The 15,345-nt window shown below is 63.4% G+C and carries 15 protein-coding genes; 7 read left to right on the forward strand and 8 right to left on the reverse strand.

Annotated features, from left to right (window positions below; translation table 11 throughout):
• Window positions 1–10 precede the first annotated feature (10 nt).
• From R2N16_RS15910 to R2N16_RS15940, 7 genes are all read right to left on the reverse strand, one after another.
• Window positions 11–1,054, reverse strand: a complete 1,044-nt coding sequence (locus R2N16_RS15910; protein ID WP_316666778.1) for a glycosyltransferase family 4 protein — start codon at window positions 1,052–1,054, stop codon at window positions 11–13.
• An 85-nt stretch (window positions 1,055–1,139) separates the two neighbouring features.
• Window positions 1,140–2,090 (reverse strand): UDP-2,3-diacylglucosamine diphosphatase, encoded by a 951-nt coding sequence (locus tag R2N16_RS15915; protein WP_316666705.1) that lies wholly within the window; start codon window positions 2,088–2,090, stop codon window positions 1,140–1,142.
• 244 nt (window positions 2,091–2,334) lie between these two features.
• Complete coding sequence (locus tag R2N16_RS15920; RefSeq protein ID WP_316666706.1) at window positions 2,335–3,351, reverse strand: alpha/beta fold hydrolase; 1,017 nt, start codon at window positions 3,349–3,351, stop codon at window positions 2,335–2,337.
• Window positions 3,352–3,381: 30 nt separating this feature from the next.
• Entirely contained in the window at window positions 3,382–3,906 is a 525-nt protein-coding gene (locus R2N16_RS15925) for an RDD family protein (protein WP_316666779.1), read from the reverse strand.
• Window positions 3,907–4,001: 95 nt separating this feature from the next.
• Window positions 4,002–4,841, reverse strand: a complete 840-nt coding sequence (locus R2N16_RS15930) for a DUF3106 domain-containing protein (RefSeq protein ID WP_316666707.1) — start codon at window positions 4,839–4,841, stop codon at window positions 4,002–4,004.
• Window positions 4,842–4,852: 11 nt separating this feature from the next.
• Window positions 4,853–5,293 carry a DUF3619 family protein gene (locus R2N16_RS15935; RefSeq protein WP_316666708.1) on the reverse strand — a complete coding sequence of 147 codons (441 nt, stop codon included), beginning with the start codon at window positions 5,291–5,293 and terminating at the stop codon, window positions 4,853–4,855.
• Complete coding sequence (locus R2N16_RS15940; protein ID WP_316666709.1) at window positions 5,290–5,856, reverse strand: RNA polymerase sigma factor; 567 nt, start codon at window positions 5,854–5,856, stop codon at window positions 5,290–5,292. Before R2N16_RS15940 ends, R2N16_RS15935 begins: the two co-directional genes overlap by 4 nt.
• Before the next feature lie 358 nt (window positions 5,857–6,214).
• Between R2N16_RS15940 and R2N16_RS15945 the strand changes: the two genes are divergently transcribed.
• The 6 genes from R2N16_RS15945 (at window position 6,215) to R2N16_RS15970 (ending at window position 13,072) form a co-directional block, all read left to right on the forward strand.
• Window positions 6,215–7,972, forward strand: coding sequence for an acetolactate synthase 3 catalytic subunit (locus R2N16_RS15945; RefSeq protein WP_045206179.1), 1,758 nt, complete (start codon window positions 6,215–6,217; stop codon window positions 7,970–7,972).
• Window positions 7,972–8,463: an acetolactate synthase small subunit gene (gene ilvN / locus R2N16_RS15950; RefSeq protein WP_004630835.1), complete on the forward strand. Its 492-nt coding sequence runs from the start codon at window positions 7,972–7,974 to the stop codon at window positions 8,461–8,463. The genes R2N16_RS15945 and ilvN overlap by 1 nt, the downstream gene beginning before the upstream one ends.
• Window positions 8,464–8,518: 55 nt before the next feature.
• Window positions 8,519–9,535 carry a ketol-acid reductoisomerase gene (ilvC, locus tag R2N16_RS15955; protein WP_316666710.1) on the forward strand — a complete coding sequence of 339 codons (1,017 nt, stop codon included), beginning with the start codon at window positions 8,519–8,521 and terminating at the stop codon, window positions 9,533–9,535.
• Between the two features lie 146 nt (window positions 9,536–9,681).
• The gene (locus R2N16_RS15960; protein WP_316666711.1) at window positions 9,682–10,329 is read left to right on the forward strand and encodes a phosphatidylserine decarboxylase; all 648 of its coding nucleotides are present in this window, start codon (window positions 9,682–9,684) and stop codon (window positions 10,327–10,329) included.
• Window positions 10,330–10,342: 13 nt separating this feature from the next.
• Complete coding sequence (gene pssA / locus R2N16_RS15965; protein WP_316666712.1) at window positions 10,343–11,215, forward strand: CDP-diacylglycerol--serine O-phosphatidyltransferase; 873 nt, start codon at window positions 10,343–10,345, stop codon at window positions 11,213–11,215.
• 315 nt (window positions 11,216–11,530) lie between these two features.
• On the forward strand, window positions 11,531–13,072 hold the full coding sequence (locus R2N16_RS15970) for a 2-isopropylmalate synthase (RefSeq protein WP_316666713.1): 1,542 nt from the start codon (window positions 11,531–11,533) through the stop codon (window positions 13,070–13,072).
• A gap of 244 nt (window positions 13,073–13,316) precedes the next feature.
• On the opposite strand, the gene R2N16_RS15975 is transcribed toward R2N16_RS15970, so the two are convergent.
• Window positions 13,317–13,784, reverse strand: coding sequence for a hypothetical protein (locus tag R2N16_RS15975; protein WP_316666780.1), 468 nt, complete (start codon window positions 13,782–13,784; stop codon window positions 13,317–13,319).
• A 162-nt stretch (window positions 13,785–13,946) separates the two neighbouring features.
• Here R2N16_RS15975 and R2N16_RS15980 point away from each other — a divergent pair, with 162 nt between their 5' ends.
• On the forward strand, window positions 13,947–15,206 hold the full coding sequence (locus R2N16_RS15980) for a branched-chain amino acid ABC transporter substrate-binding protein (RefSeq protein WP_316666714.1): 1,260 nt from the start codon (window positions 13,947–13,949) through the stop codon (window positions 15,204–15,206).
• Window positions 15,207–15,345 lie beyond the last annotated feature (139 nt).

Here is a 15,345-nt window from a genome sequence, read left to right on the forward strand (position 1 = left end):
AACGCAAGGCTCAGGCACCCGCGGCGGTGGATGGCTCGGCGGCCTTGGTGTTGCCGGCGGGTGCGGCGGGCATCGGACGCAGGTGCGCGAGAAATTGCTCCGAGGCTCCGCGCCACGAGAACTTCTCGGCGTGCGCACGCGCCGTGCCGCGGTCAATACGCAGCGCTTCCAGGCAGGCTTCGCGCAGGTCTTCGCGCAACGCACCGGCCGGCGAATCGCCCAGCACGTCGATGGGGCCCGTCACCGGATACGCGGCAACCGGCAGGCCACTGGCAAGTGCTTCCAGCAGTACCAGGCCAAAGGTGTCGGTGCGGCTCGGGAAGACGAACACATCGGCCGAGGCATATACCTTGGCCAGTTCCGGTTGCTTGAGCACGCCGAGGTAGCTGGCGTTCGGGTACTTTGCCTTCAGGCCAGCCAGTGCGGGGCCTTCACCTACCACCCATTTGGAGCCCGGCAGATCCAGTTCCAGGAAGGCTTCGACGTTTTTTTCCACCGCCACACGGCCGACGTACAGGAAGATCGGATGGGCGGTGTTGAGCACGTTGCTGCGTTGGGCGGTGAAGATGTCCAGATCCACGCCGCGCGTCCACAGCACGCCGTTGGTGATGCCGTAGTCGGCAAGGTCTTTCAGTACCACGGGCGTAGGCGCCATCACCGCCCGGGCAGGACTGTGGAACCAGCGCAGAAAGCGATACGTCCACGCCAGCGGAATGCCGAAGCGCGCCTGCACGTACTCCGGAAAGCGCGTGTGGTACGCCGTCGTATAGGGCAGCTTGTGGCGCAGCGCGTAGGCGCGTGCAGCCAGCCCCAGCGGGCCTTCGGTGGCGATGTGCAGAGCCTGCGGGGCGAACTTCTCGATGCGCTCGCGTACCCGCTTGGCGGGCAGGATCGACAGGCGGATTTCCGGATACGTTGGGCACGGTACCGTCTTGAATTCGAGCGGCGTGATCATGTCGACAATGTGCCCCATGGCTTCCAGCTCGCGGCGGGTCTGGGTGAGGGTACGGACGACGCCGTTGACCTGCGGTTCCCAGGCATCGGTGACGATCATGACTTTCACGGGCTCTCCTTGGGGGGTAGGTTGGGCTGCGGCGGGCTGCACGAGGTCGATGCTGGTGTGGGTCATAGGGGTTCCATCAGGCGGCGGCCGCCGCGGCACGGCGTGCGCGGCGGGAGGTGCGCGGCGCATCGAGCAGATGCGTCCAGTAGACGATCTGCAGTTCGCCTTCCATGGTTTCGACCAGGGCTGAAAGGCTCTCCACCCAGTCGCCGTCGTTGCAGTAAAGCTGGCCGTCGATCTCGCGGATCTCGGCCTTGTGGATATGCCCGCAGACCACGCCGTCGCAGCCGCGGCGGCGCGCTTCGTCCGTCATCACACGCTCGAACGAATTGATGAAGTTGACGGCGTTCTTGACTTGGTGCTTCAGGTATTGCGACAGCGACCAGTACGGAAAACCAAGCCGCACGCGGATGCTGTTGAAGTGCCGGTTCATCGCCAGGATGAAGGTGTAGAGCGAGTCCCCCACGTAGGCCAGCCAGCGCGCGTGCTGCATCACGCCGTCGAACAAGTCCCCGTGCACGACCCACAGGCGCTTGCCCGTGGCGGTCACATGCACTGCGTCTTCAGCGACTTCGATATCGCCAAAGTTCAGACCATGGAACTGGCGCGCCATCTCGTCGTGGTTGCCTGGGATGAACACGACGCGAGTGCCTTTGCGCGCGCGGCGCAGCACTTTCTGCACCACATCGTTGTGGGCCTGGGGCCAGTACCAGCCCTTGCGCAGTTGCCAGCCGTCAACGATGTCACCCACGAGGTACAGCGTGTCGGACTCGTGGTGCTTGAGGAAGTCGAGCAGGTAATCGGCCTGGCAGCCCGGCGTGCCGAGGTGGATGTCAGACAGCCAGATCGTGCGGTAGCGCTGGATTTTTTCGGCGGGCGGGTCCGTGTCTGCGTCGACCGATTGATCGGGCGCCAATGTCGATGGTGGCGAGGCGACCGGTGCTTCGTGCTCGCGCACATCGCCGCGACCCGCCGGCACAGCCGAGCCCAGCGCGCCGGCGGCGGCAAGCCCGGCGGCCATTTGCATCAGAGGCAGTGGAGCATTCCAGTCGGAACCGGTGAAGGGAGCGGCGCGAAAGCGTTGCGCGAGGCGGCGGAGAAATCCAGGGCGCGAAGGCAGATTTGGCAGGACCATGTCGGCAACAGAGGCTGCGTTGGACGGATTTCGCCATCGCTGCATGAAAAAGCCGTGTCAGAAACATGACCGTCACATGACGTGGTTGCCGAGAAAGGGAAGGGCGTACGCCCAAGAACTGCGCCGGGCGCGCGTTTCAAGCGGACGGGGTGGCAGAGGTGCCTTCAATGCGGGCGAGTTCGGCCAGCACGGCATCACGCACGCGTGCGTCGCATAGCAGCGACACATGGCCGATGCCCGCGAACGGGATATGCCGAGTGCCTTCCAGCCAGGATGCCCCCGCCGGGCCGACGATGGAGTCGTGCCACGAGAAAATCGATGTGATGCGTGCCCGCACGGCCGGCGTTTCGGATGCTGCAAGCTGGCGCAGCCATGGGCTCGCCCAAGCCATCTGCCGCACGTTGAGGCCGCGTCCCGTGCGCGCCATTGCCGTGCCCCGATGTGGCGTGCCCAGCGTGATGACGTGGGCAACGGGACAGGGTTCCGATTGGCGCAGCAGCGCACGTGCGGCGAGCCCGCCCATGCTGTGGCAGAGCAGGACCGGCGCACGGCCATGCATGCGCGTCACCTGCGCGACGGCGGTGGCAATATCGCGAGCGTAGTCGTCGATGTCGCCGAGCAGCGGCATGAGATCGATGGCGTGGGTCGGGTGCCCCGCGGCGGCCACATGCTGCTGGATCGGCAGCCACACCGCGCGATTGCAGCCGTAGCCGTGGATCATCAGCACAGGCACGCGCTTGCCATTGCCCGCCGGCGCATCGAATGCGGCGTGCGCGCGGAAGGGTTGCAGCACGTTGAACATCCACGCCACCGATACACATTCGCGCAGCCAGCACGCGATGAAGCCGGTGATGCCGATGCGGTGTTCGCGCGGCACGGGCATGCGGTCCCACACGGGGTCGTCCGGTATTGCGGTGCCGAGGCTCTTCAGCGACACCAGGAACGCCCACCCGACTGAAACGAGATAACCCAGCACCAGCGCCGCGCCCGCGAGCAAACTCGCTGCCGGCCAACTCCATCCGCCCCAGCGATGCACCGCCCAGCCAACCGCCAGCGTCGCCGCACACTGCAGCGCCACGGCAATGCGGCGCGCAGTGGCCGCAGTCAGGAAGGCGAGGGGAACAGGGGAGGTGGGCAGGTCGGCGCGCGTCATGGTGGAGGTCGCCGCCGCAAGTGAAGCCGATCAATCGCGCACCAGCCGCGTGCCGGCCAGGCGATCGTGTAGGAACTGGCGCTGCGGATCGAGCCATGCCAGCGCACCCCAAGCCAGCAGGCACGCCAGAGCGACACCGGCGCCGGCCCAGCGGGATGCCCCGCTCAGGTGGATCACGCCGACTGCCGCGGCCACCCACACCCACGCAAGCAAATAGCGCGCAACGGCGCGGCCCAGCGTAATACGCGACCCATCGGCGTTGACCACGCGCATGCGCCACGTCTGCATCGCCAGCGTCTGGCCGCGCTTGCGCCAGAACCACACGAAGTACAGACCCAGCGCCAGAAAGCCCCACACCTGCAGCCCCACATCGCCCGTGCGCGCCAGAGGCGGCACGATCAGGCGCAGCACCAGAAAGACAGCCGTGGCGCCAAACATCACGCCAAACAGCAGCAGGCCTTCGTAGAGCATCGCAGCAAGACGGCGGCGCAGCGTTGGCGCGGCGAGCGGATCAGACGCCGCAACCGGTGAAGACGGGGAAACGGAGGTGGCCATCGAACAGAGTGTGAGCGCCATAAGCGCAGTCCATCATGCGCCGGCGCGGAGGTCGCGCGGCACGTGGTTCGGATTATGCCAAGGGTTTGCCGGCCTTAGCCGCCCAGCACCGTGGAAGGCGGCGGATTGCCCGACTCTCCACCGGTGGTGGTGGGTGGTACAACAGGGTGCGCCGGCGTGAGCGGCGCGCTTGCGGGGCCAGGTGCGGCCGCAGCAGGTTCTGGGGCAGGGGTTGCCGCCGGCGCGGATGCCGTAGCAGTGGCCTTGCCCGTCGGCGCCGATTTGGTCGTGCCCGGCTTGGTGCGCGCACCGTGATGGATCGACTTGGCCGCGTCTTTCGCTAAGCCCGCGCCGCCCGGCAGCGCCGTCACCGCAGAGGGGTGCTTTTGTGCCTTGGCCGCGGCAACCAGCGCCTTCTTCTGCTCTTCCGTCAGTTGCTGGTAGCTCTGCCACGCCTCGCTTTTCTTCTGCACCGGGAGCGACTTCGTGGTCTGGAAATTTTCACGCGCGCGGTGGCGTTGCTCCGGCGTGAGCTTGACCCAATCCGCCATACGCGTTTGCAGGCGCTGCTGCTGTGCCGGTGTGTACTTCGGATACACCTGGGCGATCTGCAGCCACTTCTTGCGGGCCAGTTCTGGCAGGCCGTTCCATTCCGGCGCCAGCGGCGCGAAGATGCGCTGCTGCACGATGGTCAGCTCGGCCCAGTTCGGATGGACGGCGGGTAGCGGGTTGGTCGCCGGCGGTGTCGGCAGATCAACCGGCGCGTTGACTGTCACGCCCGGTGCCGCCGCCGGTGCCGAAGCGGCCGGAACCTGCGCGATCGCAAGCCCCGCCATCAGACCGGCAGCGCCGATCAATGCAACGATGCCGGCGCGCAGGCGCAGGGTCCTTGCGCCTCGCGGTGGTTGGCCGTGGGTGTGCTGGAAGTTGCTCATCGATCAGCCTTTTACTGATCGTGCTTGAGGTACTGATGGAAGCCTTGATCGGCGTAAGCGGCCAGCGGCAGATCATCGAGCAGCATTGCGGCATCGACCTCGGCGAGTTCGTCCACACGTTGCTGCTGTTGCCACTGATAGATGCCTGCAAGCCCCGCCACCAGCGCGATGGTCGGCCACAGCAGGCCGAGGCGACGCAGGAGTGCGGCGGCACGTTGCAGCGCAGACGGCGCTTCGCCTTCGATCTCGAAGGACACCGAGCCGACGCCCGACATCGCCAAGGCAGGCGAGTGCACCGTGCTAGGCACTTCCGCTTTCTTGTGAGCAAGCGCCGTCCGGCGCGCCGCTGCGAGGCGGTCGCGCACGTCGGGCGGCAACTGTCCGGCCGACTCATTCAGAGCGGTTCGGACGGCATGCACAAAACGGCGTTCTCGGAGTTCTACCTTGTTCATAGTCGGATCCCTCGCGCCCGCAGCGCTTGGGCCAGGGCGTGTGTTGCCCGCGAGCAGTGCGTCTTTACGCTGCCCTCGGAACAGCCCATCGCCTGGGCTGTCTCGGCAACATCCATGTCCTCCCAGTAACGCATCAGGAAGGCCTCCCGTTGACGTGTGGGCAGCTTCTCGATTTCGCGCTCGAGGATTTCCAGCATCTGCGAGCGCTCGACTTTGTCCGCGCTGCTTTCCGCCGCTGTGGTGCCGGCTTCGCTTTCGATCAGTTCAAGCGGGTCGGTGTCGTCGCCCTCGGCGTCCGTGCGGAAGCTGGAGAACAGGCTCACCCACGTGTTGCGCACCTTGGTGCGGCGAAACCAGTCGTGAATCGTGTTTTGCAGAATGCGCTGGAACAGCAAGGGCAGCTCGGCCCCCGGCTTATCGCCGTATTTTTCGGCCAGCTTGATCATGGCGTCCTGCACGATATCGAGCGCGGCATCGTCGTCGCGCACCGCGAAGACCGCCTGCTTGAAGGCGCGTTTCTCGACGCTTAGAAGAAAGGCCGACAGTTCCTGTTCAGAGGCCATACAACGGCGGGTGCGAATCCTGTGAGGCAGCCGCGCGAAAATTCACATTCTCAGATGTGATGATCACGCCGCGTGGCGTCAACGGCCTTGGCCGTGAAAAATGTTGCGATGCTAGCAAAAATGCGGCTCCACGGACAGTCCAACTGCCGGGTGGACCGCCCGGAGCAGGGAATCGCGCCGGCGCTGGACCGCCTTGCGGCATTGCAGTATTATTCCCGGTTCACAACATCTGTGGTTTGTCTCATCTGGCCGCCCATCAGGCGGACCATCCATGCAGACGCGCACCGCTCAAATCCGCGCCACAAGCCCGGTAGAGAGCATCCAAACAATTTTTTGCCGAAAATTGCAAAGGACTGACATGAATATGCCAAGCGCGGAATTTTCCCACGCCAATAGCGGTTCATCTGCCGACATGATGGGGGCTGACATCCTCGTCAATGCGCTCGCGGCAGAGGGCGTCGAGTTCGTCTGGGGTTACCCCGGCGGCGCGGTGCTCTATATCTACGACGCGTTCTACAAGCAAAACAAGATCGAACACATCCTGGTGCGCCATGAACAGGCGGCAGTCCATGCGGCTGACGGCTATGCGCGTGCCACGGGCAAGGTCGGTGTCGCTCTCGTGACGTCCGGCCCGGGCGTGACCAATGCCGTGACCGGCATCGCCACCGCTTACCTGGATTCGATCCCGATGGTGATCATTACCGGCAACGTGCCGACGCACGCCATCGGCCAGGACGCCTTCCAGGAATGCGACACCGTCGGCATTACCCGCCCGATCGTCAAGCACAACTTCCTGGTCAAGGACGTGCGCAACCTCGCTTCGACCATCAAGAAGGCGTTCTACATCGCCGCAACGGGCCGTCCGGGGCCGGTGGTGGTGGACATCCCCAAGGATGTCTCGCGCGAACTGTGCAAGTACGAGTATCCGAAGACCATCGAGATGCGCTCGTACAGTCCGGTCAACAAGGGTCATTCCGGTCAGATCCGCAAGGCGGTAAGCCTGCTGCTTCAGGCCGAGCGTCCGTACATCTATTCGGGTGGCGGCGTGGTGCTTGCCGAGGCCAGCGAAGAGCTGCGCCAACTGGCTGCGCTGACGGGGTACCCCGTGACGAACACGCTGATGGGTCTGGGTGCTTTCCCGGGCACCAGCAAGCAGTTCGTGGGCATGCTGGGCATGCACGGCACGTACGAAGCCAACATGGCGATGCAGAACTGCGACGTGCTGATTGCCATCGGCGCGCGCTTTGATGATCGCGTGATCGGCAGCCCGGCGCACTTCTCGTCGCAGCCGCGCAAGATCATCCACATCGACATCGATCCGTCGTCGATTTCCAAGCGGGTGAAGGTCGACATTCCCATCGTCGGCAACGTCAAGGACGTGCTGCAGGAGATGATCGCCCAGATCCAGTCTGGCGAAGCCAAGCCGAACAAGACGGCGCTGGCCAAGTGGTGGGAACAGATCGAGCAGTGGCGCAGTGTCGATTGCCTGAAATACGACCGCACCTCCGAGATCATCAAGCCGCAGTACGTGGTCGAGAAGATCTGGGAATTGACCAATGGCGATGCCTTCGTCTGCTCCGACGTGGGTCAGCATCAGATGTGGGCTGCGCAGTTCTACAAGTTCAACGAGCCGCGCCGCTGGATCAACTCCGGCGGCCTGGGCACGATGGGCGTGGGTCTGCCGTACGCGATGGGCATCAAGAAGGCGTTCCCGGACAAGGAAGTTGTCACCATCACTGGTGAGGGCTCCATCCAGATGTGTATCCAGGAACTGTCGACGTGCCTACAGTACGACACGCCGGTGAAGATCTGCTCGCTCAACAACGGTTATCTGGGCATGGTGCGCCAGTGGCAGGAAATCGAGTACGACAACCGTTACTCGCATTCCTACATGCAGGCGCTGCCCGACTTCGTGAAGCTGGCCGAATCGTATGGCCACGTTGGCATGCGCATCGAGAAGACGTCCGACGTCGAGCCCGCGCTGCGCGAAGCCTTCCGACTCAAGGATCGCACCGTGTTCCTCGACTTCCAGACCGACCCGACAGAAAACGTCTGGCCGATGGTCCAGGCAGGCAAGGGTATTTCTGAAATGCTGCTCGGCGCGGAGGACCTCTAATGCGCCACATCATTTCCGTCCTGCTGGAAAACGAACCGGGCGCGCTGTCACGCGTGGTGGGCCTGTTCTCTGCGCGCGGCTACAACATCGAGACGCTGACGGTCGCCCCGACTGAAGACGCCTCGCTGTCGCGCATGACCATCGTCACGACCGGTTCGGACGACATCATCGAGCAGATCACCAAGCACCTGAACCGCCTGGTGGAAGTCGTCAAGGTCGTCGACCTGACCGAAGGTGCGCACATCGAGCGCGAGCTGATGCTCGTGAAGGTGCGTGCGGTCGGCAAGGAGCGCGAGGAGATGAAGCGTACGGCGGACATCTTCCGCGGCCGCATCATCGACGTGACCGAGAAGACCTACACGATCGAGCTGACCGGCAACGGCAGCAAGCTCGACGCGTTTCTCGATGCCATCGATCGCACTGCCATTCTTGAGACCGTTCGTACGGGCGGCTCGGGCATCGGCCGCGGCGAGCGCATTCTGAAGGTTTGAACCGGCGCGTGCGTGCTGCCGGACCCCATCGATATTTGAAAATTAGGACATCAACATGAAAGTGTTTTACGACAAGGACGCCGACCTCTCGCTGATCAAGGGCAAGAACGTCACCATCATCGGCTATGGCTCGCAAGGCCACGCCCACGCCCAGAACCTGAACGACTCGGGCGTGAAGGTGACGGTCGGTCTGCGCAAGAATGGCGCGTCGTGGAACAAGGCCGTCAACGCTGGCCTGCAGGTCAAGGAAGTGGCCGAGGCTGTGAAGGAAGCCGACGTCGTCATGATCCTGCTGCCGGATGAGCAGATCGCCGACGTGTATAAGAACGAAGTGCACGGCAACATCAAGCAGGGCGCCGCTCTGGCGTTCGCCCACGGCTTCAACGTGCACTACGGTGCCGTGATCCCGCGCGCCGACCTGGACGTCATCATGATCGCCCCGAAGGCTCCGGGCCACACCGTGCGCGGCACGTACACGCAAGGTGGCGGCGTGCCGCACCTGATCGCCGTGCACCAGGACAAGTCGGGCGCCGCACGTGACATCGCCCTGTCGTACGCCACCGCCAACGGCGGCGGCCGCGCCGGCATCATCGAGACCAACTTCCGCGAAGAAACCGAAACCGACCTGTTCGGCGAACAAGCCGTGCTGTGCGGCGGTACCGTCGAGCTGATCAAGGCCGGCTTCGAGACGCTGGTGGAAGCCGGTTACGCTCCGGAAATGGCTTACTTCGAGTGCCTGCATGAGCTGAAGCTGATCGTCGACCTGATCTATGAAGGCGGCATCGCCAACATGAACTACTCGATCTCGAATAACGCCGAATACGGCGAGTACGTCACCGGCCCGCGCGTCGTGACGGCCGAGACGAAGAAGGCCATGAAGCAGTGCCTGACCGACATCCAGACCGGCGAATACGCCAAGAGCTTCCTGTTGGAGAACAAGGTCGGCGCCCCGACGCTGATCTCGCGTCGTCGCCTGACCGAAGAGCACCAGATCGAGCAAGTTGGCGCCAAGCTGCGCGCGATGATGCCGTGGATCGCCAAGAACAAGCTGGTCGACCAGTCGAAGAACTGATCGCTTGCGTTCTGTGCGAGAAAGCCAGCCTTCGGGCTGGCTTTTTTTATGCTGTTTCCAGGGCGCCAACCAGTGTTTCAAGTGCTGGCGCGGCCCCGTGTCGGCTAGAATGCCGCATTTCCTTCAAGACGCTGTCGAGGTCTGATTTGAACAACACGTATCCGCATCCCATCATTGCCCGCGAGGGTTGGCCGTACCTGGGCGGGATTTTCATCGTCACGCTCATTGTGCAGGCTGCTGCAGGCTTGGGCTGGGCGTGGCCGTTCTGGGTGCTGACACTGTTCGTGCTGCAATTTTTCCGTGACCCGGCGCGCGCCGTGCCAACGCAGGCCAATGCGATTCTGTCGCCGGCCGATGGTCGTATCGTCGCCGTCGAGCAGGTGCGCGACCCGTATGCCGATCGCGACTCGCTGAAGATCAGCGTGTTCATGAATGTGTTCAACGTGCACTCGAACCGCGCGCCGGTCGACGGCACGGTGCAGCAGGTGCAGTACTTCCCGGGCAAGTTCGTCAATGCGGACCTGGACAAGGCGTCGCTCGAAAACGAGCGCAACGCCATCGTGCTGCGCCGCGCTGATGGACAGCTCGTCACTTCGGTGCAGGTGGCCGGATTGATCGCGCGGCGCATCCTTTGCTATACCAAGGCAGGCGAAGCGCTTACGCGTGGCCAGCGTTACGGATTCATCCGCTTTGGCTCCCGCGTAGACGTGTACCTGCCGCTGACGGCACGCCCGCGCGTGACCATCGGCGAAAAGGTATCCGCCACGCTTACGGTGCTTGCTGAGCTGGACTGATCCGGAGGCCGCCATGCCCGCGTTCAATCGACGCAAGAAGCGTTTTACCGCCGGCAATGTGACGCACTTGCGTCCGCTGCGGCACAACCAGCCGCGCTCGGATGACGACGATCTTGAGATCGTGCGTCCGCGCCGCCGCGGCATCTATCTGCTGCCCAACGCGTTCACAACGGCAGCGCTGTTCGCCGGCTTCTTCGCCATCGTGCAGGCGATGAACCTCAACTTCGAGACGGCTGCCATCGCCATCTTCGCGGCGATGGTGCTCGATGGCATGGATGGCCGCGTCGCCCGCATCACCAATACGCAAAGTGCGTTCGGCGAGCAGTACGACTCGCTGTCGGACATGGTGTCGTTCGGTGTTGCGCCGGCATTGGTCATGTACGAATGGATCCTGCGCGACCTGGGCAAGTGGGGCTGGCTCGCGGCGTTCGTGTATTGCGCTGGCGCTGCACTGCGTCTCGCGCGCTTCAACACGAACATCGGGTCGGTCGATAAGCGCTTCTTCCAGGGCATGCCGAGCCCGGCAGCCGCTGCGCTCATCGCGGGTTTCGTCTGGCTGGCGATCGACAACAAGCTGCCGGTCAAAGAGCTGTGGATGCCATGGGTGGCCTTCGGGCTGACGCTTTATGCAGGGCTGTCGATGGTGTCGAACGCGCCGTTCTACAGCGGTAAGGCGCTCGACGTTCGTCACCGTGTGCCGTTTGGCGTGATGGTGCTCGTACTCGTGTTGTTCGTCGTGATATCGAGCGATCCGCCGGTGGCGCTGTTTGGCCTGTTTGTCGGTTACGCGGTATCGGGCTACTTGCTGTGGGGCTGGCGTGCGCTGCATGGGCAACAGGGTAGCCCGCGCTTGCCGAAGCAGGCATCGGACGATGCGCATGAGTGACCTATGCGCTGCGCCATTGTGCGCTTGCGTCGATTTTTGAATTCGTCTATAGTCGTTCGCATGCTTTCGCGCCCGATTTCCATTCTGATTACGCTAGTCTCGATTGATGGCCTACTAGGTCGTCAGGTCGGGACACGCGCATAGGAAATCGCAAGACAAGGCAAGCAGAAACCGCCAAGTTTTCGCGAATCAGAATTCACAGCGCCCCGGCCTGCAACCATGCACGCCGGGGCGTTTTGCATTCTGCGCCGCAAAATACCATTCGAGACACCCACAAAGACCGACGCCAAAAACGTCACCCTCCAAGGAGCCGCCATGAGCGACAAACTCATCATTTTCGATACCACCTTGCGCGACGGCGAGCAGTCCCCTGGGGCGTCGATGACCAAGGAAGAGAAGATCCGCATCGCCAAGCAGCTTGAGCGGCTCAAGGTGGATGTGATCGAAGCCGGCTTCGCGGCCAGTTCCAATGGTGACTTCGAGGCGATCCGCGCCATCGCGCAGTCGGTCAAGGATTCGCGCATTTGCTCGCTCGCCCGTGCGAACGACCGCGATATTTCCCGTGCTGCCGAGGCGCTCAAGCCGGCAGGCCAGTTCCGCATCCACACGTTCATCGCCACATCGGCGCTGCATATGGAGAAGAAGCTGCGCATGTCGCCGGATCAGGTGTGCGAGCAGGCGCGTCTGGCGGTGCGTTTCGCGCGCCAGTTTACCGACGACATCGAGTTTTCGCCGGAAGACGGTAGCCGCTCCGACATGGATTTCCTGTGCCGGGTGCTGGAAGGCGTGATCGCCGAGGGGGCGACCACCATCAACCTGCCGGATACGGTGGGCTACGCGGTGCCGGAGGGTTATGCCGCGCTGATCCGCTCGGTGCGCGAGCGCATCCCGAATTCGGATAAGGCGGTCTGGTCGGTGCATTGCCATAACGACCTGGGCATGGCGGTCGCCAACTCCCTGGCCGCTGTCAAACTGGGCGGTGCACGCCAGATCGAATGCACGATCAACGGTCTGGGCGAGCGCGCCGGCAACACCAGCCTCGAAGAGGTGGTGATGGCCGTGAAGACGCGTCGCGACTACTTCAATCTCGACGTGGGTGTCGATACGACACAGATCGTACCGGCGTCCAAACTGGTCTCGCAGATCACCGGTTTCGTCGTGCAGCCGAACAAGGCTGTGGTGGGCGCCAACGCTTTTGCGCACGCCTCGGGCATTCACCAGGATGGGGTGCTCAAGGCGCGCGACACGTACGAAATCATGCGCGCCGAAGACGTGGGCTGGACGGCCAATAAGATCGTCCTGGGCAAGCTCTCGGGCCGCAACGCGTTCAAGCAGCGTCTGCAGGAATTGGGCATCGAGCTGGATTCGGAAGCGGAACTGAACGCTGCCTTCACCCGCTTCAAGGAGTTGGCGGATCAGAAGGCGGAGATCTTTGATGAGGACATCGTCGCCATCGTCTCGAACGAAGCGCAGCACAGCGAGGGCGAGCACTTCCGTTTCGTGTCGCTAGCCCAGCGTTCGGAAACCGGCGAGCGTCCGCATGCGCGCATCGTCTTCGTTGCAGACGGCAAGGAAGTGACGGGCGAAGCGGAAGGCAATGGCCCGGTCGACGCTACGCTGAATGCGATTGAGAGCAAGGTCGCCAGCGGTGCCGAGCAGCTGTTGTATTCGGTCAACGCCATTACGACGGGCACGCAGGCACAGGGCGAAGTGACGGTGCGGCTGTCCAAGTCGGGCCGCATCGTCAACGGTGTGGGGACCGATCCGGACATCGTTGCGGCTTCGGCCAAGGCTTACCTTGCCGCGCTGAACAAGCTGCAGGACAAGAGCAGCGAAAAACTCAACCCGCAGATCTGATCGCAGGTTTCACCAATACACGCAGGAGTCAGCCCAGACCCCAACACGATCACCACTGAGCGCGCACCCGGTTACCCGCCGGGACGCGAAGCGGGTGCGGCGGCACCGGACACGTCAGGAGCGTGCACCATGCCGGCCGTCTTTGAGAGCGATGTCTGTGTGATCCACGACATGGCCGACCCGAACGTCCACGCCAGGCGACGCGCCTTGCGTGGATGTTGCCGTTCCAGCGTCTGGCGCGGTCTCATCGGCTGGAATCGTGGTCGTGGTCGTACATCGGGTCGGGGCTGACCTGCGTGAGCCGCACGATACCGTCGCGGTCAAAATAGAAGTTCATCAGCGACGGCCACACGCCTTCGTGCTTGAGGCGATACGACCACACTTGCCGATCCATCAGCCGGAAATAGGCGGTCTCCTCGGGCTTGCCGAACGCCTGCAACACATCGTTCTGCGTTGCCGTGCCGACGCGGACCTGCGCAAACTCCATCGTGGTCAGAATCTGCCGGAATGAGACGAGCTTGCCGCTCGCGTCGAAATCAGCGGCATAAGTGAATTGTCCATAGGGCTGGGTCGGGTATAGCCAGCGCGTGCCGCCACTGGAACGCGGATACCGTTCGGGTGGCTTGCCAAAGCGGGCTTCCACGGCAGAAGCGGGCTGGCCGACCAGCGCTTCGCCGGTTTGCACGGGCGCCAGCACGGTACACCCGCTCATTGAGGCCAGCGCAACAGCGAGCAGCGCCGCGCACTGCCATGTCGATCGAATGCTCACAATGGTTCTCCTGATGCTTTTTAGTGTAGGGGGTGCGTGCGCTCTGTGCTGGCTTGTGCCGACATGCGGCGGCGCTTTACCATCCGCGCTTCACGGAGATTTGCCATGGTGTTTCGTTGGTTTGTGGCCGCGCTGGCGGCGGTGGGGTTGTTTGGCGCAGCGAGCGCTCAGCCCGAAGGCGCGCCGATCCGGCTGGCGCTGATTGAAGGACTTTCGGGCCCGTTTGCCAATGCGGGCGAGGCAGTGGATCGCAATCTGCGCATGGCCATTGAGGATGTAAATGCGCGCGGCGGTGTGAAGCTGCCTGATGGCCGCCATCCGCTTGCGCTCGTGCGCTTCGATAGCAAGAACACCGTCGACGAGTCGTTGCTGCAATTGCAGGCGGCGACGGATGCGGGTATTCGCTTTGTGCTGCAGGGCAACAGTTCGGCGGCAGCTGCAGCGTTGTCGACGTCGATCTCGCGCCACAACGAACGCCATCTGGAGTCGCGCGTGCTCTTCCTGAACTACGCTGCCGTCGATCCAGCGCTGACCAACGAGGCATGCAGCTTCTGGCATTTCCGCTTTGATGCATCGGCCGATATGCGCATGCAGGCGCTCTCGGTAGTGATTCGTACGGATAAGTCCATCAAAAAGGTCTACCTGATCGGGCAGGATTACACATTCGGTCGCCAGGTGGCGCAACTGGCGCGCCAGCAGTTGAGCGAGAAGCGGCCGGACATCGCGATCGTTGGCGAGGTGCTGCACCCCATCGGCAAGGTGAAAGATTTTGCGCCGTATGTGGCGCGCATTGCCGCGTCAGGCGCGGATACGGTTATCACCGGCAATTGGGGTAACGATCTGACGCTGCTCGTCAAGGCCGCACGAGATGCCGGGCTCAAGGCGCGCTTCTTTACGTTTTATGGCAACTCGCTCGGCGCACCAGGCGCGATGGGCGAAGCGGGCGTTGGCCGTGTGGTGGCCGTGGCGGAATGGCACCCGAACCTGGGTGGCGCCAAGTCCGACGCGTTCTACAAAGCCTTCCGCGCCCGTTATCCGGCCCCCGCCGACGATTACCCACTGCTGCGCGACCAGATGATGGTCGAAATGCTGGCCGCCGCCATCGAGCGGGCCGGCACCACGGAAGCCGCCGCCGTGGCACGTGCGCTGGAAGGCGCATCACTCGACAGAGGTTTCCACCGCATGACGCTGCGAGCGGAGGATCACCAGGCCATCCAGCCGCTTATCGTCGCGCAGATGGAGCGGGCCGGCACGCCCGGTGCGCCGTTCGATATCGAGGGCTCTGGCTACGGTTTCCGTACGCTAAAAGTGATTCTTGCGGCGCAAACGGCGTTGCCGACGACCTGCAAAATGGTGCGCCATTGAGCAGGGATGATACGGAACTGTCGTCACCGTGGGGTTCTGCGCTATAATCGCGGTCTTGCTGTCCAGACCGGTTTCGGGATGGGGTGGCAAGATCATTGTTCAACACGGCACCAACGGCGGCAATTCAGGCGCTGCGGTG

Origin of the sequence: Ralstonia psammae (assembly GCF_958405935.1) — a bacterium.
Lineage (GTDB): Bacteria > Pseudomonadota > Gammaproteobacteria > Burkholderiales > Burkholderiaceae > Ralstonia > Ralstonia psammae.